A 25,253-nucleotide genomic window follows, 5' to 3' on the forward strand; every position below is an offset into this window, starting at 1 on the left:
TCAATGTACGTTTATCCGGATATGGCCACGAAATATCCGGATGAACGTACGATTCACCGTCCATAGCACGGTGCCGCACACGAGTCCGACCCCGGTCACCACCACAAGCCAGATGACGCCGGCCATGCCGGTGAAATCCGTATGCCACCACCATCCCGTCAGGACGGCAAGTGACACACCCGCCACGGCGAACATCACCTCGTTACGGCGGAACGTCGGTTGTGCCAATAGTATGTCCGCCAATAGCCGACGCACGTATAGAAACTGAGCGACCATCAATACCCCGACCAGCACGACAAGCTTCCAAAAACCCGGTGGTACGGAACGATCAGCCCCCAAAGCAAATACGACCACCCATCCAAGGAAGCACACCACGCTTTCCGCTCCGGCGACGAACGCCGCCTTCCGCTTCAACGATTCCGCCTGTCCGATCGGCCCCATGCATCGCCCCCGTTTCGCCAGTATCGTTTCCGCTCTCACTCCAGATACTCGTCACTCCATCGCATCGCCGCCCCGAGCCTCGTAAAACCGCGCCATAAGCTGTCCCACCGGCCGTCCCGTAAAGATACGACAAACACTAAAGCAGACTTTTGGCATCGACTACAGCAATGTTATGGCAATGACTACAACAATGGCCGCCAAGGCCTACGGAATCCTCGATACTCGACAGTTTCCTCATTCCTCATCGCTGCACTCGTCATCATCGCCACGGCTGCAGCCGTGGCAGTCATCTCTCGCAGGCACGCCGACGGCACCGCCGCGCGAATTCCCACCGTGTCTCGTTCGATGACCCTGACCACGCACGAGTCACCACATCCAACCCGCTACCACCCCGCCATTCCAGCCCTTCCGTTACCATGGTGGGCGGTGGTTTGGCATGGAATCGGCCGCTATGCGGACGCGCGCCGCATGGAAGCGGACGACAAGGCGGGACGACGGCAACGCGACCTACGGACGGTGACCGTCGATCGCATGTGTCAATCTGCATGCACGAACCAAAGAAACGGCGGAATTCCAACATTTTTAAGGAGTAGCTGCACCTCATGGCAGAATTTGTGTTCCAAATGATCAAGGCGCGCAAGGCCTACGGCGACCGTGTGATCCTTGACGACGTGACCCTGAGCTTCCTGCCGGGCGCGAAAATCGGCGTGGTGGGCCCCAACGGCATGGGCAAGTCCACGCTGCTCAAGATCATGGCCGGCCTGGAGACCGTGAGCAACGGCGAGGCCACGCTCACCCCCGGCTACACGGTCGGCATCCTGCAGCAGGAGCCGCCGCTGGACGACACCAAGACCGTGGGCGAGAACATCAAGATGGCGTTCGGCCCGATCGCCGAGAAGGTGGCCCGCTTCAACGAGATCGGCGAGGAGATGGCCAACCCGGACGCCGATTTCGACGCCCTGATGGACGAGATGGGCAAGCTGCAGACCGAGATCGACGCCGCCAACGGCTGGGATCTCGACTCCCAGCTCGAGCAGGCCATGGACGCCCTGCAGTGCCCCGACCCGGACACCCCGGTCAACGTGTGCTCCGGTGGCGAGCGCCGCCGCGTGGCCCTGTGCAAGCTGCTGCTCGAGGCCCCCGACCTGCTGCTGCTCGACGAGCCCACCAATCATCTGGACGCCGAGTCCATCCTGTGGCTGGAGCAGTTCCTGCACCAGTACAAGGGCGCCGTCATCGCCGTCACCCACGACCGTTACTTCATGGACAATGTGGCCGAGTGGATCTGCGAGGTCGACCGCGGCCACCTGTACCCGTACAAGGGCAACTACTCCACGTATCTGGAGACCAAGGCCAAGCGTATGGAGATCCAGGGCGCGAAGGACGCGAAGCTCGCCAAGCGCCTCAAGGACGAGCTCGACTGGGTGCGTTCCTCCCCCAAGGCCCGTCAGGCCAAGAACAAGGCCCGTCTGGAGCGTTACGATCAGATGGAGACGGAGGCTCGCAACAACAAGAAGCTCGATTTCTCCGAGATTCAGATCCCGGCCGGCCCGCGTCTGGGCTCGCTGGTGCTCGAGGCCAACCACCTGCACAAGGCGTTCGGCGACCGCGTGCTCATCGACGACCTCAGCTTCACCCTGCCGCGCAACGGCATCGTGGGCGTGATCGGCCCGAACGGCGTCGGCAAGTCCACGCTGTTCAAGACCATCGTGGGCCTCGAGCCGCTCACCAGCGGTGAGCTGAAGATCGGCGACACCGTCAAGATCAGCTACGTGGATCAGAACCGCGAGGGCCTTGACCCGAACAAGAACCTGTGGGAGGCGGTCTCCGGCGGTCTCGACTTCATCGAGGTTGCCGGCGTGGAGGTGCCGACCCGCGCCTACGTGGCGAGCTTCGGTTTCAAGGGTTCCGACCAGCAGAAGCTCACCGGTGTGCTCTCCGGCGGCGAGCGCAACCGTCTGAACCTCGCCCTGACCCTCAAGCAGGGCGGCAACCTGCTGCTGCTCGACGAGCCCACCAACGATCTGGACGTCGAGACGCTGGAAAGCCTTGAGAATGCGCTGCTCGCCTTCCCGGGCTGCGCCGTGGTCATCTCCCACGACCGTTGGTTCCTCGATCGCGTCGCCACGCATATCCTCGCATGGGAGGGCGATGACGAGAACCCGGCCAAGTGGTACTGGTTCGAGGGCAACTTCCAGGCCTATCAGGAGAACCGCGTGTCCCGCCTCGGCGAGGACGCGGCCCGCCCGCACCGTCTGCACAAGAAGCTCGTGCGCGGCTGATCCGACCGTCAGCGGACATGCATGCGGCGGGTCGGTATAGGCCCGTACGCATCATTCGGTAAGGCGGCCGTCACCATGTCGGTGGCGGCCGCCTTGCCGTATCCGAGTGCCCGTATCCGAGTGCCATAAGCCGTCAATCGAATGGTCCATCGATCCCAGCGCCCGCCCACTCTCCACACTCCACCGCATCAGGCGGCAATCCCTAAGCAGCTCCAAACCACTCCGCACCACCCGGACAACGCCCATGTCGGCGTCCGCATCATGGCCACATTCCACGACTAACCTCACGTTTACCTTTCTCACAGGCTCGTTACACGGCGTTCAGCCATCTCTTAACCGCCGATGCGTAAACTGCCAACCAGCAGCGAAAAACGAACCCTACACATGAATCGAGGAATCATGGCCCATACCGTCACCGTCACGCCGCTGGATCATCTGGTGAAGGTACTCACGTTGGGCGAGCCTTCCGCATATCGCGACCATACCTATATCAACGGCGAAAGCCTCTACTTCCCCACTGGCCGCGTCTATGGCGGCCAAGTGATCGCCCAGTCGATGGTCGCCGCCTCCAAGACCGTGGCGCCCTCGCGTCTGCCGAATTCGATCCACGGCTACTTCATCGCGGCCGGCGACATCCGTCAGGATCTGTTGTTTGATGTGGAGACGCTGCGCGACGGCCGTTCGTTCTCCTCGCGCCGGGTCAACGTGACCCAGTCCGACGGACCGATCCTCACCGCCATCGCCTCGTTCCAGGAGGCCGGCCAGAAGGGCGTCGAATTCGCCGATCCGATGCCCACCGGACTGCCGGACCCGGAAACGCTCAAGTCCGCCAAGCAGCTGATGGAACCGTTCGCCGACAAATCGCCGTTCGCCGACTATTACGCTGAGAAGTCACCTTTCGACATCCGCCACATCACGCCGACGATCATGCTTCGCCCCGACAAGGAATCCGCCGAGCGCGATTCCGGCAAGCAGATGGTGTGGATGAGGGCCGATGGCCATGTGGACGTGCCGCAGGTCATGCATCGTGCGATGCTGGCGCTCGGATGCGATCAGGTGATGATGGAGCCGGTGCTGCGTCGCGCCGGTCTGTCCATTGCGACGCCGGGCATCTCCTATGCCTCGCTCGACCACTCGATGTGGTGGTACCGCGACGTGGACATCAACCAGTGGCACCTCTACGTGCAGGACACGCCCACCGCCGCGCACGGCCGCGGGCTCGGGCTGGCCAAGGTCTACTCGCAGGACGGCGAGCTGGTGGCCGCCATCGCCCAGGAGGCCATGGTCCGCGTACCGGAATCGAAGTAGCGCCGGAGGCGGTCGGAAGCGAGGTCGCGGAGCAGCCGAGTAGCCAACCCGATATCACAGTGGCCTACAAGCAGCAGGAGCCGCCGCCCGGTTACTGCTTGTATGCCTGCGCGGCGGACTGACGGCGTGCCGCCGCCTTGATCTTGGGGTTCTCCGGTCCCTCGTTCGGCGGCAGCTGGCACAGCCATTCGCCGATGATGCCGATGATCATGTCGGCCACGCACACCACGGCCGACACCGCGCATTCGATGATCGCGTCATGGTAGAACGGCGCCTCGAAGTGCCCGACGCTCATAAGAATCTGGCCGCCATACCAGCCGGCGAGCGCAGCGCCCGCGAGTCCGAGCGCCTTGGCCAGCACCAGCGTGTACACCGCCACGGTCGGATTCACAAAACTGTGCGGCCTCTTCTTGGGATCGGTGTTCGCGTATTTGTGCACCTGCAGTGCCATCACCAGCACCGCGATGCCCAGCACGGCGAGCAGGATGGCCACGATCCACGGCGCACCGATGAGCGACAGTCCGGAGCTCTCCCCATAGGAGGCCAGTCCGATGCCCGCCAGCAGGCCGAGTGCGACGGCGATCACATACTGCCACCATGGTGTCCGTCGTGCCTTCATCAATGCTCCTTACCTGTATGACTGACGTGTATGACTAACGTGTACAGCTGTGTGCGGAACTGCGCATACGGCCACGTACCCGCCACATGCGTGGCCGCAGGGCCGCGCGCGGCTCCACCGTATCCAGACTATCCTCCGCCCTGCCGCCGAGGACTCGCGCCCCGCGTCGTTTCGCTCAGCGCGGCGCGAGTATCCAATTATCGGACAGCAGCCCCACCTGTGCCGCATCCGGCGCCATGGCCAACAGGAACGACACCGGATCGCCGCCGAGTGCGGCGTTCGGGTCCATGTCGAGCCACGGGGCCAGCACCGAGGCATGCGAACGGGCAGACGGCCACGGTACACGGCAGTCCGGCTCGTCCGCAACCACGCCTTCCATGTCCACCAGATCGAGGTCGAGAAGCCCTTCCTGGGCGGACTCGACGGCCCCCAACGCGGCGATGAGGTCCGCAGCCGGCAGTTTGGTTTCGACGCGGATCACCGCGCTCATGGCATCCGGCCCATCGAAATGGGCCACATGGTACAGCGGCGAGATGCCCTCCACCTGATTGCCGGGGATGCCGTCGATGGTCACGATGGCCTCGCGGAACAGCCGTTCGGCGTCCGTGGAGGTGGAGTCCATCGAGATGACGGCCCAGCGGGAGACCGGCTCCGGTGACGACGCCGACGGCACCGATGACGGCCGCGACGTCTCAGCCCCAGTCCCTACGCCGGAATCCCCCATCGCATCCGATGCGGGCGACGGTTCCCGGTCACCATCGGAACGCCCGGCCAACATCCAGTCGTCGGCGACCAGCTTGACCGCATCCCGATCGGGAGCCGCGGCCAGCAGGTCGTGAACCAACCCGCCATGCGCCCCGGCCAGACGCGCGTTGGGATCAAGCGCATGCCACGGCGCAAGAACGAAGGCACGCTGCCATGCGCGTGGGTGCGGCAACGCCAAGTCCTCGTCGGCGCTGGTGATTCCATCGAAGTCGATGATGTCCAGATCCAGCGGCCGGGAGTCCCAATGATGCTCCCTGGTGCGGCCATGATCGGCCTCGATGCCCTGCAATGCGGCCAGCAACGCGTGCGGACCCATCGTGGTCTCCAGCTCGACCACCGCGTTGAGGAAGTCGGGCGCCCCGTCCGCCATGCCCCACGCGGCGGTGCGGAACAGCGGGGAGATGCCGGCCACCTGCGTGCCGGGCAATCCGTCTATCTCCCGCACGGCGGCGCGCAGCGTGGCGGCCACTTCACCGATGTTGCCGCCCAGCGCCACCACGGCCTTATGCATTCGCGCCGAAGCGTCCGTTACCGCCGGCACGCCCGCACCATCCGTCGCGTCTGACGGTACCGCTGATGCGGCAGTGGACGCCTCTGCGGCGTCTCCGGCCGGAACGCCCCGACCCTCTTCATCGCGCACGCGGGTGATGGACACGGACACGTCACCGAAGGGCACGGTGATGGGCGCGTGCGGCTTGTGCACGGTCACATCCACCTTGACGACCGGCTTCATCGCCAACAGCCGATCGGCGATGAGCTGGGCCATCCTCTCGATGAGGTCCACATGGGGGCCTTCAATCACGGCGACGATCTCCTTGGCCGCGCGGCCGTAGTCCACGGTGTCGGCGAGGGCGTCGGTGCGCCCTGCCGCGGCAAGGTCCAGATACAGCGTGGCGTCCACGCTGAAGGTCTGGGCGCGCTCATGTTCAAAAGGCAGCACGCCGTGGGTGCCATTGGCATGTACGCCGGTCAGTCGGATGATGTCCATATGATTCGCTTTCTGTCCTGACTCCGCCAGATGCGCTGATGATGCGCCGATACTTCGTTGAACGTCGATGAGGTGCCTGACGCTGGGTCTATTCGGTCGATTCCGTCGATTCCGCCGATTCAGTCCTGCGACTGCCGGTACGCGCGCCACACGTTGCCGGCGATGACGGCGGACCGGCTCGCAGCCACGTCGTGCACGCGCACTGCCCAGGCCCCGTGTTCCGCGCACATCGCGGACAGGCCGGCCGTCACCCCGTCACGGTCGGCCATCGTGGGCTCGTCCACGCCCGCCTCGGCCAGCATGGCGGAGATGAAGCGCTTGCGGGACTGTCCGATGAGCACCGGGTATCCAGTGGCGCGGAAGGTCTCGAGCCCGGTCAGCAGGGGCAGATTGTGGCCGATGCCCGGCTTCGAGAATCCCAGACCGGGATCGATGATGATGCGTTCCGGCCGCACGCCCGCGGCCAGCACGCCATCCACCTGACGCATGAGTTCGTCGTGGACGTCCCGCAGCACGCCGTGCTCGTACACCGAGGTGTCCTGATCCGGGTTGGCGCCCTTGGAGCCGGCGAGCCAGCCGCGCCAATGCTGCACGATGTACAGGCAGTCGTGGTCGGCCACCACATGCGGCAGCTCGGCGTCGAGCGTGCCACCTGAGACGTCGTTGATGATCTGGGCGCCGCGTTCCAGCGCGGCGGCCGCCACCGAAGCGCGGGTGGTGTCGATGGACAGCACCGCGCCGGCGGGGATCAGCGCCTCGACGGCGCCGGTGATGCGCCGGTGCTCATCCTCCTCGGAGACGCGCTTGGCGCCGGGCCGGGTGGATTCGGCGCCGATATCGATGATGTCCGCTCCGGCGGCCATCATGTCGCGCCCGTGCTGGGCGGCCTTGTCCGGGTCGAGCCACAGCCCACCATCCGAGAACGAGTCCTCGGTGATGTTGAGCACGCCCATCACCAGGGTGTGCTCGACGTCGTGCAATGCCTGCAGATTCACATCAGTCATGGTTTTCCCTCCTGTGTTCACGCGTTTACACCCGTTCATGCCCGCTTACGCATCGGCCGGCACGCGGTCACCGGTCAAGTATCAGGCTCATGGCCTCGGCGCGGGTGGCGGGGTTGCGCAGCAGACCGCGCACCGCCGAGGTGACCGTGCGCGCAGAGGACTTCCTGACGCCGCGCATCGACATGCACAGGTGTTCGCATTCGGTCACCACGATCACGCCGCGCGCACCGGCGTATTCGACCAGCGCATCGGCGATCTGCTGGGTGAGGCGCTCCTGCACCTGCGGCCGGCGCGCGTACACCTCCACCAGACGGGCGAGTTTGCTCAGTCCCATCACGCCGTCCTTGGCGGGGATGTAGCCCACATGGGCCACGCCATGGAACGGCAGCAGGTGATGCTCGCATACCGAATACAGTTCGATGTCCTTGACGAGCACCAATTCGTCGGTGTCCACGTCGAAATGCTTCTCCAGCACATCGGCCGGGGACGCGCCGAGTCCCGCAAACAACTCGCGGCCGGCGCGCGCGATGCGGTCCGGGGTCTCCCTGAGTCCCTCGCGATCGGGGTCCTCGCCGATGGACTTCAGGAACAGGCGTACGGCCTCGCGCACGCCGTCCTCGTCGTAGTGGGATTCCCGGTGGTTGCGGGACTCCAGAGACTCCAAGGACTCCTCGGAGTTCGGCTCATTCGTGATCTCGCTCATCTTCTCTCCATTTCCGCTTATCCATCCACTATGCCACCGATACGCCGCCATACGGGTGCAGCGACCGAACGCCAGCCCGTATCGGTCGTGGACCGGACCACACTCCGGCGCCCGGTTGCGGTGGCCGCGCTGGCCAAACGCGCCAGCCATCCGTGACAGCCACGATGGTCTCGGCGGCCGCTGACGACCAAACGCGCGGGCCCGCAGTCTGTTTGCATGATACAAGTCAGACTTGCGGGCCCGTGTTTCGACGCATTGTTCCCTCGCGGGGCGACGTCACTCCCCGGTCTTCATACCGACCGAACGCTTGAGGCTCTCCGGAATCTCCACCGGCGGCCTGTCCGAATCGGGGCGGCGGTCGTTGGAAAGCCACACCGGACGAACCGGCGCCTTCTTGATCGGCGCGAAGATCTCGGCGAGCTCCTTCTCGTTCAGCGTCTCCTTGACGAGCAGCTGGCGCACGAGTTCGTCGAGGATATCGCGGTTGTCGTTGATGATGTTCCACGCCTCGGTGTGCGCGGTCTCCACAAGCTGCAGCACTTCCGCATCGATGGTCTCGGCGGTGCGCTCGGAGTACTTGTGCGGGCCCAGACCGTCGAAGTCGGAGCTCTGTTCGTCATCGTCCGCCCACTTGATGGCGCCGAGCTTGGTGGAGAAGCCATACTGCGTGATCATCGTGCGGGCGATCTTCGTGGCCTTCTCGATGTCGTTCGACGCGCCGGTGGTCGGGTCGTGGAACACGATCTCCTCGGCGGTGCGGCCGCCCATTGCGTAGGCCATCTGGTCGAGCAGCTGGTTGCGCGACTGCGAGTATCGGTCGGAGGTGGGCATCACGGCGGTGTAGCCGAGCGCGCGGCCTCGCGGCAGGATGGTCACCTTGGTCACCGGGTCAGTGTCGTGCAGCGCGGCGGCGACCAGCGCATGGCCACCCTCGTGGTATGCGGTGTTGCGCAGCTCGTCGAGGGCCATGCCCTTGGACTTGCGGCGCGGGCCGGCCTGCACGCGGTCGATGGCCTCGTCGATGGCGCGGTTGTCGATAAGCTGGGCGCCGGCTCGGGCGCACAGCAGCGCTGCCTCATTGAGCACGTTGGCGAGGTCCGCGCCGGTGAAGCCCGGCGTACGCACGGCCACCATGTGCAGGTCCACGTCCGGCACGAACGGCTTGCCCTTGGCGTGCACCTTGAGGATCGCCTCGCGGCCTTCGAGGTCCGGCGCGGCCACGCCCACCTGACGATCGAAACGGCCCGGGCGCAGCAAGGCGGGGTCAAGCACATCGGGACGGTTGGTGGCTGCGATGATGATGAGGTTGGTGTCGTTGTCGAAGCCGTCCATCTCCACGAGCAGCTGGTTCAGGGTCTGTTCGCGCTCGTCGTGGCCACCGCCCATGCCGGAGCCGCGCTTGCGGCCCACGGCATCGATCTCGTCGATGAAGATGATGGCGGGCGCGTTCTTCTTGGCCTCGTCGAACAGGTCGCGCACACGGGAGGCGCCAAGGCCGACGAACATCTCGACGAAGTCGGAGCCGGCCATCGCGTAGAACGGCACTCCGGCCTCACCGGCGATGGCACGCGCGAGCAGGGTCTTACCGGTTCCAGGGGGACCGTAGAGCAGCACGCCGCGCGGAATGCGGGCGCCGAGGGCCTTGTACTTGGACGGGTCCTTGAGGAAGTCCTTGATCTCCTCGACCTCGGCGAGCGCCTCGTCCTCACCGGCCACATCGGAGAACTTGGTGGTTGGCGTCTGGCCTTCGAGCAGCTTGCCGTTGTTCTTGCGCCCCATGCCCATCATGCCGGACGCGCCGCCCATACGGCTCATAAGCCACCAGAACAGGGCAAAGAAGATGATGAACGGCAGGATGGAGGTGAGCAGGTAGCTCAGCATGCTCGTCTGCTGGATATTGGAGGTCCAGCCCTTGGAAAGGTCGCCGTTCTCGACGGCCTTGGCCACCTGCGCGCCCTGCGCGAAGGTGTAGTAGAACTGCACGTCCTTGCCGTAGTTGGTGGTCTTGCCGGTGTCCGGGTTCTTCTTGGTGAAGTCGTCCTTGAGCTCGAGACGGACCACCTGCTTGTTGTCGGTGATCTCGGCATAGGTGGCCTTGCCCTGGTTGAGCAGTGCGAAGCCGTCCTTCGTGTCGATGGTCTTGGTGCCCGCACCGGCGAACATCTGGAACATCAGCACGCACATGACCACCAGCACCGCGCCCCACAGCCATGGTGACTGCCAGAACGGGCGGTCGTCGTTGTTGCCGTTGCCGCCCTTGCCGTTGCCGCCGCCCCGGTTGAAGGGGTTGGTGAACGGGTTGCCGTTATTGCGGTTGTTCGGGTTCGGGTTGTTCCCGTTGCCCGGCCCAGGACCCTGGGGGAAGCTCATACGTTATTCTCCTTGGTACACGGACGGCTTGAGGATCGCGATGGATTCGAGATTGCGGTAGCGCTCGTCGTAATCGAGACCGAAGCCCACCACGAATTCGTCGGGGATCTCAAAACCGGCGTACTTCACGTCCACGTCCACCTCGCGGCGGGAGGGCTTGCTCAGCAGCGCGAACACCTCCACGGAGGCGGCGCCGCGGCGCTTGAGCTCCCCGACCAGCCAGGCGAGCGTGTTTCCTGAATCGATGATATCCTCCACGATGAGAATGTGCCGGCCGCGAACATCGACGGACAGATCCTGACGAACCGTCACCTGACCGCTGGACACGGTACCCGAGCCATAGCTCGAAAGGCTCATGAAATCAATCTGCACGGGGATGCTCATGGCCTGGGAGAACTCCACCATCGTGTTCACGGCACCCTTGAGCACCGCCACCAGCAGGGGGTTCTTGCCTCGGTAATCCTCGCTCGCCCGAGCGGCGACCTCGCGGATTTTGGCATCGATCTGTTCACGGCTGACCAGCTCGTGGTCAATATCTTCACTAACGTCAGCGATTCGCATGCGCTCCATCTTGGCACACGCGAATGACGTGTTTCTTGCGATTCGCTGAATAACCTCTGGGAAGACGCACGGCACCCTGACCGTGCCAATCGGTGACGAGCCGGCCGATGGCGTCCACCTGCGCGGCCCCGGCGGCAATCCCCGCCCGTTCCAACGCGTGGGCGATCACCCGAGCCCTGATCGCCGGATGCTCGGCCTCCAGCGTGCGGGCGTCGATCGTCAGCACCGTAGCCCCATCAATAATCCTCGCCATACCGCCGTCGATCACAGGAGAGGCGGCCGATTCGCCGGCGAACGTGACCGCGCGCGCCATCACGCGGTCCGCGCATTCGTCCAGATAATCCTTGTCCCGCCGGGCGAGCTCCGCGCTTTCGGCGAGATGACGGGTCATGTCGCCGCCGGCGAACCGCGCGATGGCGGGCAGCAGATCATGCCGGACGCGCGAGCGCAGCGGGTAGTCGCGCGGCAATTCGCCGACGACCGACTCGCCGTTGGTCGGGTCATCCCAATATTCAAGGTCGAGATCCGCGCAGATGCCGGTGGTGTCGGCGCGCGCGAGTGCGAGCCACGGACGGAGGAACGCGACCCCGCCACGCGTGAAGGAGGCCGGCATGCCGGCGAGCGCATCGGTGCCGCGATTGCGCAGCAGTCCGATGAGCATCGTCTCCGCCTGATCGTCCATGGTGTGGGCCAGCAGCAACGCGACGGCACGGCTTTCGTACGCCACGGCCACGAGTTCACGGTACCGGGCCTCGCGGGCCGCCGCCTCAGGCCCCTCGCCGCTCTCGCGCACGGCAATCGGGCGAACGAGGACCGGGGCAAGGCCGAGCGTCCGGCAACGCGAAGCCGCTGCTTCGGCGATCCGGTCCGAACCGTCCTGCATTCCATGATCGACGATCACCGCGCCACAACGCAGCCCCAACGAGGCGCAGACGATACGGGCGACCGCCGCCAACGCCATCGAATCACGGCCTCCTGAGCAGGCCACCAGCACCAGCGGCGCATCCTCGGCCGCCGCATGCTCGCCATGACGGGCGAACTCGGGCGACTGCCGTTCCAGTCCGGCCTCGGCCAGCGCGGCGCGCAACAGGCCCACCGCCTTGCGCAGTCGTGCAGTGTACGGCATGTCTACAACCCCGCCAGCTTGGTGATGAAGGCGTCGATGGCGCTGCGGGCCGCATCCATGTCCTCCGGATTGTTCACCACCACGGCGAAGGCGAGCGCTCCCCCATTCGTGCGAGACACATTGCCAGCCATCGAGGTGACGCTTGCGAGGCTGCCGGTTTTGACGCGCAACAGCCCGGCCACCGACTCGTCGTCGTAGCGGTATTGCGCGGTGCCCACCAGTCCGGCGATGGACAGTCCCTCGGCCGCGGCCGCCGCGCCTCCGGCCGTCAGGTTCCGCTGCTGCACGGCGGCCAGCGTGCGCACGGTGAGTTCGGAGTCGGGTGACAGGCCGGAGCAGTCGGCCATGGTGAGACCCGATGTGTCGATGCCGAGCCCGTCCAGTACGTCGTGGACGGCCTTGGTGCCGCCGGCGGGAGTGTTCTGCGCGCCGGTGGCCAGTGCGGTGAGCCGGCCGAACTCCTCGGCGAGCGTGTTGTCGGAATGCCGCAGCGTGAAAGCCAGAATCTCGGCGAGCGTGGCGGAGCTCACTGAGGCAATCGGACTGACGCCGGCGGGCGTGGAGCCCTCCGTCGGCGCGCCGTCGACGGTGATGCCCTGTTCGGCGAGCAACGCGGCGAACCGCTCGGCCACGTCGGCGGCCGTGTGCTGCGAAAGCTCCGGGTATCCGCCCGAATCATCCGGATTGGCGGGCGCGGGCAGGGCGTCCGTATATTGGCGTCCTCCGTCGATGGCCATCGACGAGACCGGCGTGTAGTACATCGTGTAATCGCCCGAGGTCACGTCCCCGGCGCCATCGGACGCCCTGAGCCCCGCCGGCACGCGCTCCTCGCCGAACAGGGAGTCGTCATAGTCGAGCCGCACGGTGTCGATGCCGCGTTGTGTAAGGGCCAACGCCACTGACCCGGCGAGTGTGGCGAGTCCCGCGCGTCCGTTGATATGGTCGGGGTCGGATGTGCCCGCCCCCAGCAGCATGTCACCGTTGCCCTTGAGCGTCAGGGTGTTCCCGCCGTCGGTCTGGGTCAGGAACACCTGGGTGTCCAACGTGGAGGCCATGTTGAGCGTGGACGAGGCGGCGAGCGCGGTGAGCGTCTTCATCGTGGAGGCGGGCTCGCGCGCGGTGCCGGCCTCATGTTCCGCGTCCACGGTGCCTTGGGCGTCCTCGATGATCACCGAGACGTCCGATCCGACGCCTTCGGCCGCAAGCAGTTCATCCACGAGTCGGGCGGCGGCCGTCGCATCGATGGGCTTGGTCGCATCAAAATCGCCGGCGATGGTCGTACCGGCCTTCGCCGTGGCCGGATTGGCGAACGCCGGTTCGCTCACATTCGTCAGCGTGAGCGGACCGGGGAGAACGTCCGTGACATCGGCGACGCAGTAGCCGGCGAACAGGGCGATGGTGACCAGCGAGGAGATGGCGACGGTGAGCTGCAGACGATGAGAATACCGGACGGAACGCTGGGTTTCTCGCCGCTGACGACGTGACACCGCTGTGGATACCATCATGCTCCTTCATGGTCGACTCGCCGGGCCGCGAAACCGGCCGGCTTCTGCGGACCGCCATGGGTCGGGCCGGACGGCACGGGACCGTCAATGTTGCAGTGAGGCGAACGAGTCGAGCGTGGAGACGATCGAGAGCATTCGCGCATCCAACAGCTTACCGCCGATCCACGTCCCAAGCACGAGCATGACGACGCCATTGGCCAGCGCGACCGGTATGAGCACCCAATACGAGAACGATATCTCGCCGATGGCGACGAGCACGATCGCCACGATGCCGGTGGGCAGCAACAGCAACAGCGAGCCGAACAGATAGGCGAACGGGAAGAACCCCTGGGCCACGGCACGCCCCTGCGGTGAGGAGAACGGCTTGTCCATGGAAGGAACCGGATACATCAGCACGCATGAGGTGACCTCGGCCATTCCCAGACCGCAGAAGGCCTCGGCAAGGCCAATAGCCCAGAACAGGACGCCGATGAGCCTGTGCTCGGGGTCGGACCAGTCCCCTGTGAACACGGCGATGGCGATGGCGAGGACCGTGAGGTAGACCGTGGCAATGAGCACATAGACCCGGGCTCGCCCGCGCCGGTCGTCAATGCCTCGCACCCCGGCAATGACCTGCATCGTGAAACCGCGGCCGTCGTAGGACAGGCCGTTGCTCTCCGCAATGGACAGCATCCACCCGGACCAGATGAGCGCCTGCCAGACCATCATGCTTTCGCCCCGCGATTGCAGGCCGAAGATGACCGCGAAGAACACCGGCATCGCGAACAGCATGGCCTGACGCGGGTCGCGCCTGAGATAGGTGACCAAGCGCGCGGAGACGGCGCCGGACACCGAATCGGGCATCCAGCCGAACGCGCCGATGCCCTTGGCGGTGACGGTGCGGGTCGCGGCGCCGGTGGTCAGCCGTTCATGGCGCAGACACCAGGTGCAGCCGGCGAAGCAGACCACCCATGTCGCGACGAGCACCGCCACACGGCCCAGCAGGACGAGCGGGCTACCGGACGCCGCGTCGAAGGGAATCTGGAAGGCGGCGGCGAGCGGCGTCCAGGCCATGACCTGCATGACAGGCTTCAAGGACTCGGGATCGAAGTCGCTGACGCCTCCGTTGCTGACCAGAATATTGGGAATCTGGCATGCGGTGATGAACAACAGGATCACGACGATGTAGAACACGCCTTTGCCGCGTTTGGACGTGATGAGCGTGGTGGACAGCGCGAGCAGCAGCTTGGATAGGCTCATCATCGTGATCACGGTCAGCGGCGCTGCGATCAGGGCGGCGACCACCGCGGCGGGACCCATCGCACGGTAGGCGAACGCCCATACCATGAAGCAGATGAGACCGGTGATGGCCGGCACGCCGGACAGTCCCGACGCGAGCAATCCGAACTGGAGCTCGCGGTCGGGTATGCCATAGAGCGCGAATTTCTGAGGGTTCATCGTGGAGCCTTCGCCCAGCAGCATGAGCTGGACCACGCCGACCATCAGCGTCAGGCTTGCGCCGAGGAACACCACCGCGATGTTGACGACGCCGGAGGGGCCGAAGATATTGATGGGAGGCTCGCCCGGACGGAGTTGTGCGGATGGAGGCAGCAGACCTACCGCCAAGGCGACCACCGCCGTGCTGGCTATTGCGACGAGCCCCAGCATCATGGCCATGATGTAGCCCACGGTCTGCCATACGGACTTCCTGAGCGCGGCCCAGGTCAGGGCCCAACGCAGACGGACCAACGTGCGCGCGGTGGCGATCATCGCGCACCCGATTCGTTCGATGGCGCGCCCGATGGTGCGCCCGGCCCAGGCTGCGCAGCCGCAGGGGCCGAGGCCGTCGCGCCAGCAGCGCCGCGACCGTCGGGGGCGATGCCGGCGTAGGCGTTGCCAACAGGAGCACCGACAGGTGCGCCAGCGGGAGCGCCAACGGAATCGCGGGCACCGCCGTCGAGCCAGGCGAGGTGGGCGGCTTCATGGCGGCCGCCGACCAATTGGAGGAACCGGTCCTCAAGGTCCTCTCCGGCCGCCACCTGCTCGACCGTACCGGCCGCGCACACCTGACCGTTGTTGACCACGGCCACATGCGTGCACATCCGCTCGACCAAGGCCATGACATGCGAGGAGATGATCACCGTGCCGCCGGTCTTGGCGTATTCGATGAGGATGTCCTTGAGATTCGCGCTGGAGACCGGGTCCACGGACTCGAACGGCTCATCGAGCACCAGAATGCGCGGACTGTGGATCATCGCCGAGGCCAGACAGATCTTCTTGGTCATACCGGCCGAATAATCGGTGACCATCGTGTTGGCGGCCTGGGCAAGATCGAAGGCGCCCAGCAGGTCCTTGGCGCGGGAAGCGGCCTCGGCGCGCGGCATGCCACGCAGCATGCCCGAATAGACGAGCAGCTGCATGCCGGTGAGCCGGTCGAAGATCTGGTCGGGTTGGGGCATCACGCCGATCATGCGTTTGACCGCGTTCACGTCGCTCCACACGTTGCGGCCCAGAATCATCGCAGTGCCGGCGTCCGGCACCAGAAGTCCGGTGACCATGTTGAGCGTGGTCGTCTTGCCCGCGCCATTGGGGCCGACGAGCCCGTAGAACGAGCCGACCGGGATGTCAAGGGCAAGGCCGTTGACGGCGACCTTGCGGTCGAAACGCTTGAACAGGCCGCGGATGGACACCGCAGCGGTCGGATTGGGCGGCCAAGCCTGTGCGGCGGGTGCGTACTGCGGCTGAACCTGCGGCTGCGCAGTTGGACCTGCCGGCATAGGCTGTCCCGGCTGCACAGCCTGTCCTGCCGCCACATACTGCGGCTGCGCAGTCGGCACTGACGGCATCGGATTCGGCTGGACGGAGTGCGGTTGCGGCATCTCCTGCGCTGGAGTCCGCTGGAAATCGACATTCCCAAGGCTATTGTCTAGTCTCATGATTTCACAATAGTCCGCCCGGACCGAATCCCGTAGCATTCCCAAGTGAATTCTTGGTGCTCAGCCCTTGTGCGTGATGGGCTTCCACTGGGCCTTGGCGAAGATGGCCTGGAAGGAGATGGGCACGTAGCTCAGCATGTAGATCGGGAAGCTCAGCACGTAGGCCAGCAGCTCCTTGTTGGTGGCACCGATCTGGTCGCGCTCCACGATGATGGTGAGCGCGGCCAGAGCCATCAGACCCAGAATCGACGTCACGATGCCGTTCGACCATCCGGCAAGCGACTGGAGCTGGCTGGCCCAGCTGACGAACCCGAACGCGGCGAACAGCACTCCCATGAGCATGCGAATCACGCCGAGCACGGTGAACGGGCAGAGCATCAGCGTGAAGTCGATACAGGAGAAGTCACGCTCGCGCACCGCACGCTTGAGCAGCGCCGGCCCATAGTAGCGGAAGACCTGCAGGAATCCCTTGCTCCAGCGCAGTCGCTGACGCCAGCTCTGCGCGAAGGTGACCGGCTGCTCGTCATAGAGGATCGCGGTGCCGCAGTAGCCCACGCGGTCGCCATGCAGAATGGAGTCCATCGTGAATTCGAGGTCCTCGGTGAGCAGATGGAACTTCCAGCCCTTGTTGCGCTTCATGATCTCGCGGGAGAACATGAAGCCGGTGCCGCCCACATGGCAGGAGGAGCCGAGAATCATACGCGAGTTGGACAGGAAACGGGATTCGCGGATGAACCACAGGGCCGAGCCGGAGGAGACCCAGTTGTCGGCGAGGTTCACCGAGTTGCGGTAGCTGGTCAGGATCTTGAAGCCGGCGCAGAAGGCCTTGTTCATCTCCTCGAAGTAGTGCTTGTCGAGTTTGTTGTCGGCGTCGAAGACGAAGTAGGCGTCGTAGTCATCGGCCACGCCGGTGTCGAGCATGTGGGTGAGCAGGTAGCTCAACGCATAGCCTTTGCCGATCTGTTCGAGATTGTGGCGTTCGACCACATGGCATCCGCGGGCGCGCACCACATCGGCGGTGTGGTCGGTGCAGTTGTCCGCCACGAGCCAGATGTCGATGAGTTCGGACGGATAGGTCTGCGCCCGGATGGAGTCGATGAGGTTGCCGATCACGTTCTCCTCGTTTCGCGCGGAGATGAGCACGGCGTACCGCGTGGTCATCGGCGCCTCGGGGAAGCGCACGGGCTTCGCGAACAGCGACATGACGATGCAGACGGCCTGGTAGACCACGCCGGCACCGCCCACGATCATCAGCAGGACGTCAAGTACGGTCAGCAGTGTCATCAGCGCCACCCCGCTCGCGGATTGCCAAGGGTCGCCGTGCCACGTCCGTCGGACGAGCTGCGAGCGCCGGAGCCACTGGAATCATTGGGCTCACTGGACTCATTGGAATCCGAAGAATCATCGGAATCATCGGCACCCGGAGCGTCCACGGCATTCGCGGCATCGTCGTTCCTGCCGGACGAACCTCCATGCAGATGCATCGACTGCGGGATGCCTTCGGTGTCGGGCACGTCGCCGTCACCGGCAGCGTCGGCCTCGCCGGTGCCGCGCAGGCCCAGACCCTTGCGCGCGTTGGCCGAAAGCACGTTCTTCGGGATGGCCACGGTGGCGGAATCGTCCGCACCCGACTCGTCGGTCGCGTGTTCGGGGATGGCGTAGATCTGCTCCTGCAGAAGACGTAGCTCCTCGTTCATCGGCACCCGGCTGCTCGTGCCCTTGGCGGCGCGCGGCATGTGCTCGCCAATCGGCTGCAGCACATGCTCGCCGAACGCCTCGGATGCGGCGATGATCTTGGACTTCTTGCCGGTCGGGTCGTTCATCAACGGGGAGTCGACCAGGTCGTACCGCTTCGTGTACACACGGAAGATCGCCTGGATGGAGGCGGTGACCGGCAGCGCGAGGAAGGCGCCGAGCGCGCCGAACAGCGAGCCGAATGCCAGCACGGCCAGGAAGGCGACGGCGGCGTTGATGTCCATCGTGCGCTGCGAGATCTTCGGCGAGAGAATCAGGTTCTCGATCTGCTGGTAGACGATGATGAACACCAGCACGGCCACGGCGTACGGCCATCCGCGGTTGACGAAGGCGAAGAGCACCGGCAGCGCGCCGCCGATGTAGGTACCGACCGTGGGGATGAACTGGGAGACCACGCCGCAGAACAGGGCCAGCGGCATCCAATAGGGAATCTGCAGCACCTCGAGGAAGATGGCGGTGCATGCGGCGTTGATGAGCGCCAGAATCGAACGCGAAAACAGGAACGACGAGATCTGGCCCTGCACCACGGTCCACACCAGCAGGAACCGACGCTGTGTGGCGGGTGCCAGCCACTGGCAGAACGAGCGGCGCAGCTTGGGGCCGGCGGCGGAGATGTAGTACGTGGTCATGACCACGGTCATGAGGTTGAGCAGGAACGCGAACAACCCACCCACCGTGCTCATCGCGGTGCCGGCGAAGTCCGTGACCCAGGAGGTCTGGATGTTGTTGAGGATTTCGGAGCCGAGGCTGTTGATCTCCGGCAGCTTGAACGTGGCGTACTGGTCCACCCAGTCGCGAATCCGCTCGTACATGGCAGGCAGTCCGCGCACCATGGCGATCATCTGCTGGACGAACATGTTGCCGAACAGCGTGAACAACGTCACGATGATCACGGCGAGCCCCACCAGCGAAATCGCCGATGCGGCACCACGCTTCCAGCCGTGCGCCACCATCGTGACCACCAATGGCTCGACAGCGAGCGCAAGGAACAGCGAGATGATGATGTCCAGCACGAGGTAGGAGATGTCGCCCCAACTGCGCCAGCAGAACATGAACACCACGATGGCGATGGCCACATACAGCAACGCGCGGCTGAACCATTCCGGAGGACGACGTGGGTCACCCTTGGCCGGGAACAATGTACCGAAGTCGATGCGGTTCTCGTCGCCGTCGGGGGCCGAATGCCCCGTCTGTCCGGTGTTCGTTGTGCCGTTCGTATCCGGTTTAAGGGTGTCGTTCAGGTTGCGCGCGCGTTCGCTCATGGCTCCCCATTGTAGCGAGCGCCCCGAAGAGCGGAGACAGAACAGAGGCATCTCGGCATAGGCGAACGTCAGACACCGGCTTGCCGAATTGTCGATTAACCGCAGGGCGGGAAACCGGAAAAGCGTCCCGTGCGTACACCCGCTTCCCTATCCTTGGCAGTATGCTCAACGTTTCGATTGTCATCCCCGCGTGGAACGAAGCCGAACGCATTCGCGACTGTCTGCTCAACGCCACCCGTCAGACCGTCATGCCTTACGAAGTGCTGGTGGTGGACAACCGCTCGACCGATGAGACGTGCGCAATCGTGGAGCGGTTCATCGAGGAGCACCCGGATGCCCCGGTGAAGCTGCTGCACCAGAACGACGAGCAGGGACTCATCCCCACCCGCAACTTCGGCCTGAACGCCGCCACGGGCGATGTGCTGGGCCGTTTCGACGCCGACTGCATGATCCGCCCGGATTGGGTGGAGGTGGTCTCCGGCATCTTCACCGAGGACCCGGCGGCGATGGGCGCCACCGGACCGGTGATGTACTACGACATGCCGTCCCGTCATTTCGGGCTAAAGGGCGACAACTCGCTGCGCAAGCGCATCTACCGCGCGGACGGCGGCCAGCCGCTGCTGTTCGGCTCGAACATGGCGCTGCGTGCCTCCGCGTGGCGCGAGATCGCCGGCGAGGTGTGCCGAGACAAGGCCGATGTGATGCACGAGGATATCGACATCTCCCTGCACCTGCTGGGCAAGGGACTCAAGACCGTCTACTCGCCCCGGATGATCGCGGCGATGAGCGCCCGGCGCATGGATACGTCGCTCAGCTCGTTCCTCAATTACATGCGTCGATTCAAGAACACGTTCGACGCGCATCCGCAGCATTGGCGCAAGCACAAGCCGGAGCTGCTGTTCACCGCCATGTATCCGGCCATGCATCTCTTCTACCCCGTATGGCAGAAGGTGCTGAGCACTGCGGACATCAACCCCGCCGAGGCGGCATGGATCAACGAGCAAATGGAGCTCGCCGAGTCGCAGGGCAAGCAGCTCTACGACGAAACCCCCACCGACGAGGAATACGACGAGAAGCACGGCGAGCAGGACGCTAGAGGCGAATAGGCTGCTAGATGAGTCGCGACGTCTGAGGATTGCGGCGACGACAATTCGTGGCACCGGGAATCTGCTGGCCAAGCTCTTATCACCTCGCCCCTCAATCAACCCCTCACATGACATTGGCTCCTCTCCTGTACGGGATGTACGGGAGAGGAGCCAATCATCACATCGAACACCGCCGCAGACGATACCCGACCAGCCCAGCTGATCTGGGAATCATCGCCTGTGCGGCCCGATCATCACATCAGCGACTTGTAGATGGCGAGGATGTCCTCTTCGGTGGCCTTGCGCGGGTTGCCCGGCGTGCACACGTCGTTGAAGGCGTCGTGGGCGAGCGGGGCCAGATCGGCCTCGGTGGCGCCCACTTCGGAGATTGTGGTCGGGTTCTTGAGGTCCACGGTCAGCTTATGCACGGCCTGCACGGCCTCCTCGCGCACGGTCTCGAGGTCGCCGGTGTAGGCGTCGGCCACACCGAAGGCGTCCGCGATATCGCGGTACTTCTCACCGGTGAAGTCCTTGTTGTATTCCATGACCGGGGCCAGCAGGATGCCGTTGGCCACGCCGTGGGCCACGCCCAGACGGCCGCCCAGCGGGTGGGCCATGCCGTGCACCAGGCCGAGACCGACGTTGGAGTAGGCCATGCCGGTGATGTAGGAGGCGTAGGCCATCTGCTCGCCGGCCGGCACGTCGCCGTCGGCGGACTTGGCCAGGTTCTTGGCGATCATGCGGATGGTCTGCATCGACAGGCAGTCGGACAGGCTCCACGCGCCCGGCGTGATGTATCCCTCGATGGCGTGGGTCAGGGCGTCGAGGCCGGTGGCCACCTTGAGGCCGCGCGGCATGGAGTCGGTCAGGTCCGGGTCCACGAAGGCGACGATCGGGATGTCGTGCGGGTCGACGGCCACGAACTTGCGCTTGTTCTCGGTGTCGGTGATCACGTAGTTGATGGTGGTCTCGGAGGCGGTGCCAGCGGTGGTCGGCACGCCGAAGATCGGCACGGACGGGTTCTTGGTGTCGGCCACGCCCTCAAGCGAGAGCACGTCGGCGAATTCCGGGTTCGCGGTGATGATGCCGATGCCCTTGCAGGTGTCCTGCGGGGAGCCGCCGCCCAGACCGATCAGGAAGTCGGCGCCGGACTCGGCGAACTTGGCCACGCCGTCCTTGATGCACTCGACCGGCGGGTTCGGCTTGACGTTGGAGAAGACCTCGTAGGGCAGGCCTGCCTCGTCCAGAACCTTGGTGACCTTCTCGGCGGTGCCGGTCTCGAGCAGGACCGGATCGGTCACGATGAAGGCCTTGGTGAATCCATGCTGCTTAGCAACGGCCGGAATCTCCTTGATGGCGCCACGGCCGAAGTATGCGGTCTGGTTGAAAATCATGCGATAGACCATAAGGGCTCTCCTTTTGAGCTGATGTTTTGTCGACCGTTCGTTCGTTGACCGGTCTCACGGTTCCCCAGTCTACCCTGCGTCCCGAGTACTTCCCGAAGACACGCTGGACATTCGCCGGGGATACGTCGCATTGTCCGCCAAAGGCGAACAGCGGCGCCATAAGCCGGCATGCCACCGCGTCCCATGCCGCGGAAGGATTACAATACCTCGCAGTTGGGGGCATTGTGGAACACCAGTTGGAACATATCAGAGAATGAGGTGGACATGGCAAATGGCAAGGCTATGACGGTCGCGGAAATGGTGTCGCTGTTCCTGGACCCCGCGACGCCGGTGCGCGTGGACGCGTTCGACGGATCGCACTTCGGTCCGGCAAGCGCCGATCTCAACGTCAGGATCACTAGCCCGAACTGCATGTATCAGCTGCTGACGCACCCGAACGAAATCGGCATCGTGCGCGCCTACGTGCTCGGCGACTTCGACGTGGTCGGCATCGATTACGCCGACCCGTACCCGGCGCTGCGCAAGCTGATCTCCCTGGCCAAGTACGTCAAGCCCATCACGCCGGTGGCGGTGGCCCGCGTATCCGCCGGCATCCTGAGCCACGGATTCCGCAAGCCGCCGGTCCCCGCCACCGAAGGCCCGAGCAAGTTCGACCGCATCAAGCGCGGCCTGCTCCCCCACACCGAGAAGGCCGATTCCGAGACGGTGAGCTTCCACTACGACATGTCGAACGAATTCTATGCAGACTTCCTCGGCCCCTCGATGACCTACACCTGCGCGGTGTTCGACAACGAGAACATGAGCCTTGAGGATGCGCAGGCCAACAAGCTGAGGCTGATTCTCGACAAGCTCGGACTCAAGCCCGGCGAGCGTCTGCTCGACATCGGCTGCGGCTGGGGTTCGATGGTCATCACCGCCGCCCGCCGCGGCATCAAGGCGCTCGGCGTCACGCTCTCCAAGGAGCAGGCCGAGTACGCAAACGAATGGATCGCGCGCGAGGGTCTGCAGGACCTCGCCGAAGTGCGCGTGCAGGACTACCGCGAGGTGCCGGAGCACGACTTCGACGGCATCTGCTCGATCGGCATGATGGAGCATGTGGGCGTGAAGAACTACCAGAGCTACTTCGAGGAGATGTTCCGCCTTCTGAAGCCGATGGGACGCCTGCTCAACCACCAGATCACCATCAGCCACGACAAGCCCAACGGGAAGCCCGGCACCGACGAGTTCCTCGACCGCTACATCTTCCCGGACGGCGACCTCGGCACGCCCGGATTCATCGAGACCTGCATCCACGACGCCGGTTTCAACGTGGTGCATCAGGAGAATCTGCGCCAGCACTATGCGCTGACCCTGCACCACTGGAACGCGAATCTGGCGGAACACTGGGATGACGCGGTCAAGCAGGTGGGATTCGAACGCGCCAAGGTGTGGGGCCTGTATATGGCCGCATGCGCGCTGAACTTCGAGCTCGACGGCATCCAGATTCATCAGTTCCTCGCTGTGCGCCCCGACCGCGTCGGTCACCCGGATGGCAAGTGGTATCCGTTGCGCCCGTGGTGGAAGGCGTGAGCGCCAACTGACCGGGCCTCGGGTCGGGGATTGCGCTGACCGCAATCTCCGACCTCAATCAAGGACCGCAATCAAGGACAAGACAATCGAAGCCCTCCCGACGACGGGTGGCGGGCGCACCGTATGTGACATAGTCACGGCCATACGGCCGAGGCAACGGTCACGAACGGTGCGCCCGCCACCCGTCGTCGTATCGGGCATCTCCCGCGAGTGCCTTTTCGTATGAATTCGGATGTATTGGGGACCTATGGGGACTTACGTACATTCGTACACAATAATGTCGCCGCATGGCCGCGTCACTGCTTTTGGTTTGCGATACTTGCAGCTATGAGCAGCATCACCAGCACGGTCAGCACCCCGAACAGCGCGGCGAACTACGACCGCACCGTCGTCGCCTGTTTCATCGGATACGTAACGCAGGCGGTCATCAATAACTTCATGCCGTTGCTGTTCGTCACCTTCGCAGCGACGTTCGGCATCAGCATGGCGCGGCTTTCGGCGCTCATCACCGTCAATTTCATCACCCAGCTCATCGTGGATGTGCTTGCCGGACGATTCGTGGACCGCATCGGATACAAGCCCTGCATCATCGCCGCCCACGTTGCCGCATTGGCTGGCCTGCTGGTGCTGGGTCTCGTGCCGCCCCACGTGTCGGACCCGTATCCCGCGATCCTCGCCGCCATCATCCTGTATGCGCTGGGCGGCGGACTGATCGAGGTGATGGTCTCCCCCATCGTCGAGGCATGCCCAAGCGAACACAAGGCCAAGGCGATGAGTCTGCTGCATTCATTCTACTGCTGGGGGCAGCTCGGCACCGTCGTGATTTCCACGCTGTTCCTGTTCGCTTTCGGCACCGGTTCGTGGCCGGTGCTGGCGTGCCTGTGGGGCGTGGTGCCAATCGCCGGCATCGTGATGTTCGCCGGTGCCCCGATGCCGCGCATCGTACCCGAAGGCACCGCGACCATGAGGTTCGTCGATCTGGCCCGCCGCCCAGTGTTTTATCTCATGTTCCTCATGATGCTCTGCGCGGGCGCCGCCGAACAAGGTATGAGCCAGTGGGCCAGCACTTTCGCGGAATCGGGCCTAGGCGTGACCAAGGTGGTGGGCGATCTGGCCGGCCCCGCCGCGTTCGCGCTGATGATGGGGCTGGCGCGCACCATCTACGGCGTGCTCGGCCACCGTCTCAACCTCACCGTGTTCATCGCCGGTAGCTCGGTGCTGTGCGTGGCCATGTACCTGACCGCAGCGCTCTCGCCTTCGCCGGTTTTGGGATTGGCGGCCTGCGCCATTACGGGATTCTCGGTGGGCATCATGTGGCCCGGCACATTCTCGATGGCCGCGGACGCCATGCCCGGCGGCGGCACGCTCATGTTCGCACTGCTCGCCGTCGCCGGCGATCTGGGCTGTGCAGGAGGCCCCGCCGTGGTCGGATTCATCGCCTCCGCCCACGGCGACAGTCTCCAGACCGGGCTGCTGTTTGGCTCCGTCTTCGCCGCGGTGCTGCTGGTTTGCGTATTCGTCGTGCGGCGGAATGCGTCGGCACGGAGAGTGGAGCCACGCAGCTAGTGGTCTGCATTATTATTCGTTAG

19 protein-coding genes are annotated in these 25,253 nt (G+C 64.6%); 5 read left to right on the top strand and 14 right to left on the bottom strand.

Features of this window, described 5'->3' with window-relative positions; all coding sequences use genetic code 11:
• Nucleotides 1-441: a hypothetical protein gene (locus tag BMYO_RS03245; protein ID WP_094667138.1), complete on the bottom strand. Its 441-nt coding sequence runs from the start codon at nt 439-441 to the stop codon at nt 1-3.
• 602 nt (nt 442-1,043) lie between these two features.
• On the opposite strand from BMYO_RS03245, the gene ettA reads away from it, so the two are divergent.
• On the top strand, nt 1,044-2,723 hold the full coding sequence (gene ettA, locus BMYO_RS03250) for an energy-dependent translational throttle protein EttA (protein ID WP_094667139.1): 1,680 nt from the start codon (nt 1,044-1,046) through the stop codon (nt 2,721-2,723).
• 399 nt (nt 2,724-3,122) lie between these two features.
• On the top strand, nt 3,123-4,031 hold the full coding sequence (locus tag BMYO_RS03255) for an acyl-CoA thioesterase (RefSeq protein ID WP_094667196.1): 909 nt from the start codon (nt 3,123-3,125) through the stop codon (nt 4,029-4,031).
• A gap of 91 nt (nt 4,032-4,122) precedes the next feature.
• On the opposite strand, the gene BMYO_RS03260 is transcribed toward BMYO_RS03255, so the two are convergent.
• The 12 genes from BMYO_RS03260 to BMYO_RS03315 form a co-directional block, all read right to left on the bottom strand.
• The gene (locus BMYO_RS03260) at nt 4,123-4,650 is read right to left on the bottom strand and encodes a DUF3180 domain-containing protein (protein ID WP_094667140.1); all 528 of its coding nucleotides are present in this window, start codon (nt 4,648-4,650) and stop codon (nt 4,123-4,125) included.
• 175 nt (nt 4,651-4,825) lie between these two features.
• Complete coding sequence (gene folK, locus BMYO_RS03265) at nt 4,826-6,403, bottom strand: 2-amino-4-hydroxy-6-hydroxymethyldihydropteridine diphosphokinase (protein ID WP_094667141.1); 1,578 nt, start codon at nt 6,401-6,403, stop codon at nt 4,826-4,828.
• A 119-nt stretch (nt 6,404-6,522) separates the two neighbouring features.
• Nucleotides 6,523-7,407, bottom strand: coding sequence for a dihydropteroate synthase (gene folP / locus BMYO_RS03270; RefSeq protein WP_094667142.1), 885 nt, complete (start codon nt 7,405-7,407; stop codon nt 6,523-6,525).
• Nucleotides 7,408-7,474: 67 nt separating this feature from the next.
• On the bottom strand, nt 7,475-8,110 hold the full coding sequence (gene folE / locus BMYO_RS03275; protein WP_233428099.1) for a GTP cyclohydrolase I FolE: 636 nt from the start codon (nt 8,108-8,110) through the stop codon (nt 7,475-7,477).
• A 276-nt stretch (nt 8,111-8,386) separates the two neighbouring features.
• Nucleotides 8,387-10,480: an ATP-dependent zinc metalloprotease FtsH gene (gene ftsH / locus BMYO_RS03280; RefSeq protein WP_094667143.1), complete on the bottom strand. Its 2,094-nt coding sequence runs from the start codon at nt 10,478-10,480 to the stop codon at nt 8,387-8,389.
• A gap of 3 nt (nt 10,481-10,483) precedes the next feature.
• Entirely contained in the window at nt 10,484-11,041 is a 558-nt protein-coding gene (gene hpt / locus BMYO_RS03285) for a hypoxanthine phosphoribosyltransferase (protein WP_094667198.1), read from the bottom strand.
• Complete coding sequence (gene tilS, locus BMYO_RS03290; RefSeq protein ID WP_094667144.1) at nt 11,028-12,167, bottom strand: tRNA lysidine(34) synthetase TilS; 1,140 nt, start codon at nt 12,165-12,167, stop codon at nt 11,028-11,030. The genes hpt and tilS overlap by 14 nt, the downstream gene beginning before the upstream one ends.
• Nucleotides 12,168-12,169: 2 nt before the next feature.
• Complete coding sequence (locus tag BMYO_RS03295; protein WP_094667145.1) at nt 12,170-13,669, bottom strand: D-alanyl-D-alanine carboxypeptidase/D-alanyl-D-alanine-endopeptidase; 1,500 nt, start codon at nt 13,667-13,669, stop codon at nt 12,170-12,172.
• Between the two features lie 87 nt (nt 13,670-13,756).
• Complete coding sequence (locus BMYO_RS03300) at nt 13,757-15,421, bottom strand: ABC transporter permease (protein WP_094667146.1); 1,665 nt, start codon at nt 15,419-15,421, stop codon at nt 13,757-13,759.
• Nucleotides 15,418-16,428, bottom strand: a complete 1,011-nt coding sequence (locus tag BMYO_RS03305; protein ID WP_233428101.1) for an ABC transporter ATP-binding protein — start codon at nt 16,426-16,428, stop codon at nt 15,418-15,420. Before BMYO_RS03305 ends, BMYO_RS03300 begins: the two co-directional genes overlap by 4 nt.
• Nucleotides 16,429-16,647: 219 nt before the next feature.
• Entirely contained in the window at nt 16,648-17,871 is a 1,224-nt protein-coding gene (locus BMYO_RS03310) for a glycosyltransferase family 2 protein (RefSeq protein WP_094667147.1), read from the bottom strand.
• A complete protein-coding gene (locus tag BMYO_RS03315; RefSeq protein WP_094667148.1) occupies nt 17,871-19,604 on the bottom strand; it encodes an AI-2E family transporter in 1,734 nt (577 codons plus the stop codon). Before BMYO_RS03315 ends, BMYO_RS03310 begins: the two co-directional genes overlap by 1 nt.
• Nucleotides 19,605-19,765: 161 nt before the next feature.
• Here BMYO_RS03315 and BMYO_RS03320 point away from each other — a divergent pair, with 161 nt between their 5' ends.
• Nucleotides 19,766-20,710 carry a glycosyltransferase family 2 protein gene (locus BMYO_RS03320; RefSeq protein WP_094667149.1) on the top strand — a complete coding sequence of 315 codons (945 nt, stop codon included), beginning with the start codon at nt 19,766-19,768 and terminating at the stop codon, nt 20,708-20,710.
• 233 nt (nt 20,711-20,943) lie between these two features.
• On the opposite strand, the gene fucO is transcribed toward BMYO_RS03320, so the two are convergent.
• Nucleotides 20,944-22,095 carry a lactaldehyde reductase gene (gene fucO, locus BMYO_RS03325; protein WP_094667150.1) on the bottom strand — a complete coding sequence of 384 codons (1,152 nt, stop codon included), beginning with the start codon at nt 22,093-22,095 and terminating at the stop codon, nt 20,944-20,946.
• Nucleotides 22,096-22,359: 264 nt separating this feature from the next.
• Here fucO and BMYO_RS03330 point away from each other — a divergent pair, with 264 nt between their 5' ends.
• Nucleotides 22,360-23,664, top strand: a complete 1,305-nt coding sequence (locus BMYO_RS03330) for a class I SAM-dependent methyltransferase (RefSeq protein ID WP_094667151.1) — start codon at nt 22,360-22,362, stop codon at nt 23,662-23,664.
• Between the two features lie 327 nt (nt 23,665-23,991).
• The gene (locus BMYO_RS03335) at nt 23,992-25,230 is read left to right on the top strand and encodes an MFS transporter (protein WP_094667152.1); all 1,239 of its coding nucleotides are present in this window, start codon (nt 23,992-23,994) and stop codon (nt 25,228-25,230) included.
• Nucleotides 25,231-25,253 lie beyond the last annotated feature (23 nt).

Source organism: Bifidobacterium myosotis (assembly GCF_002259745.1).
Lineage (GTDB): Bacteria > Actinomycetota > Actinomycetes > Actinomycetales > Bifidobacteriaceae > Bifidobacterium > Bifidobacterium myosotis.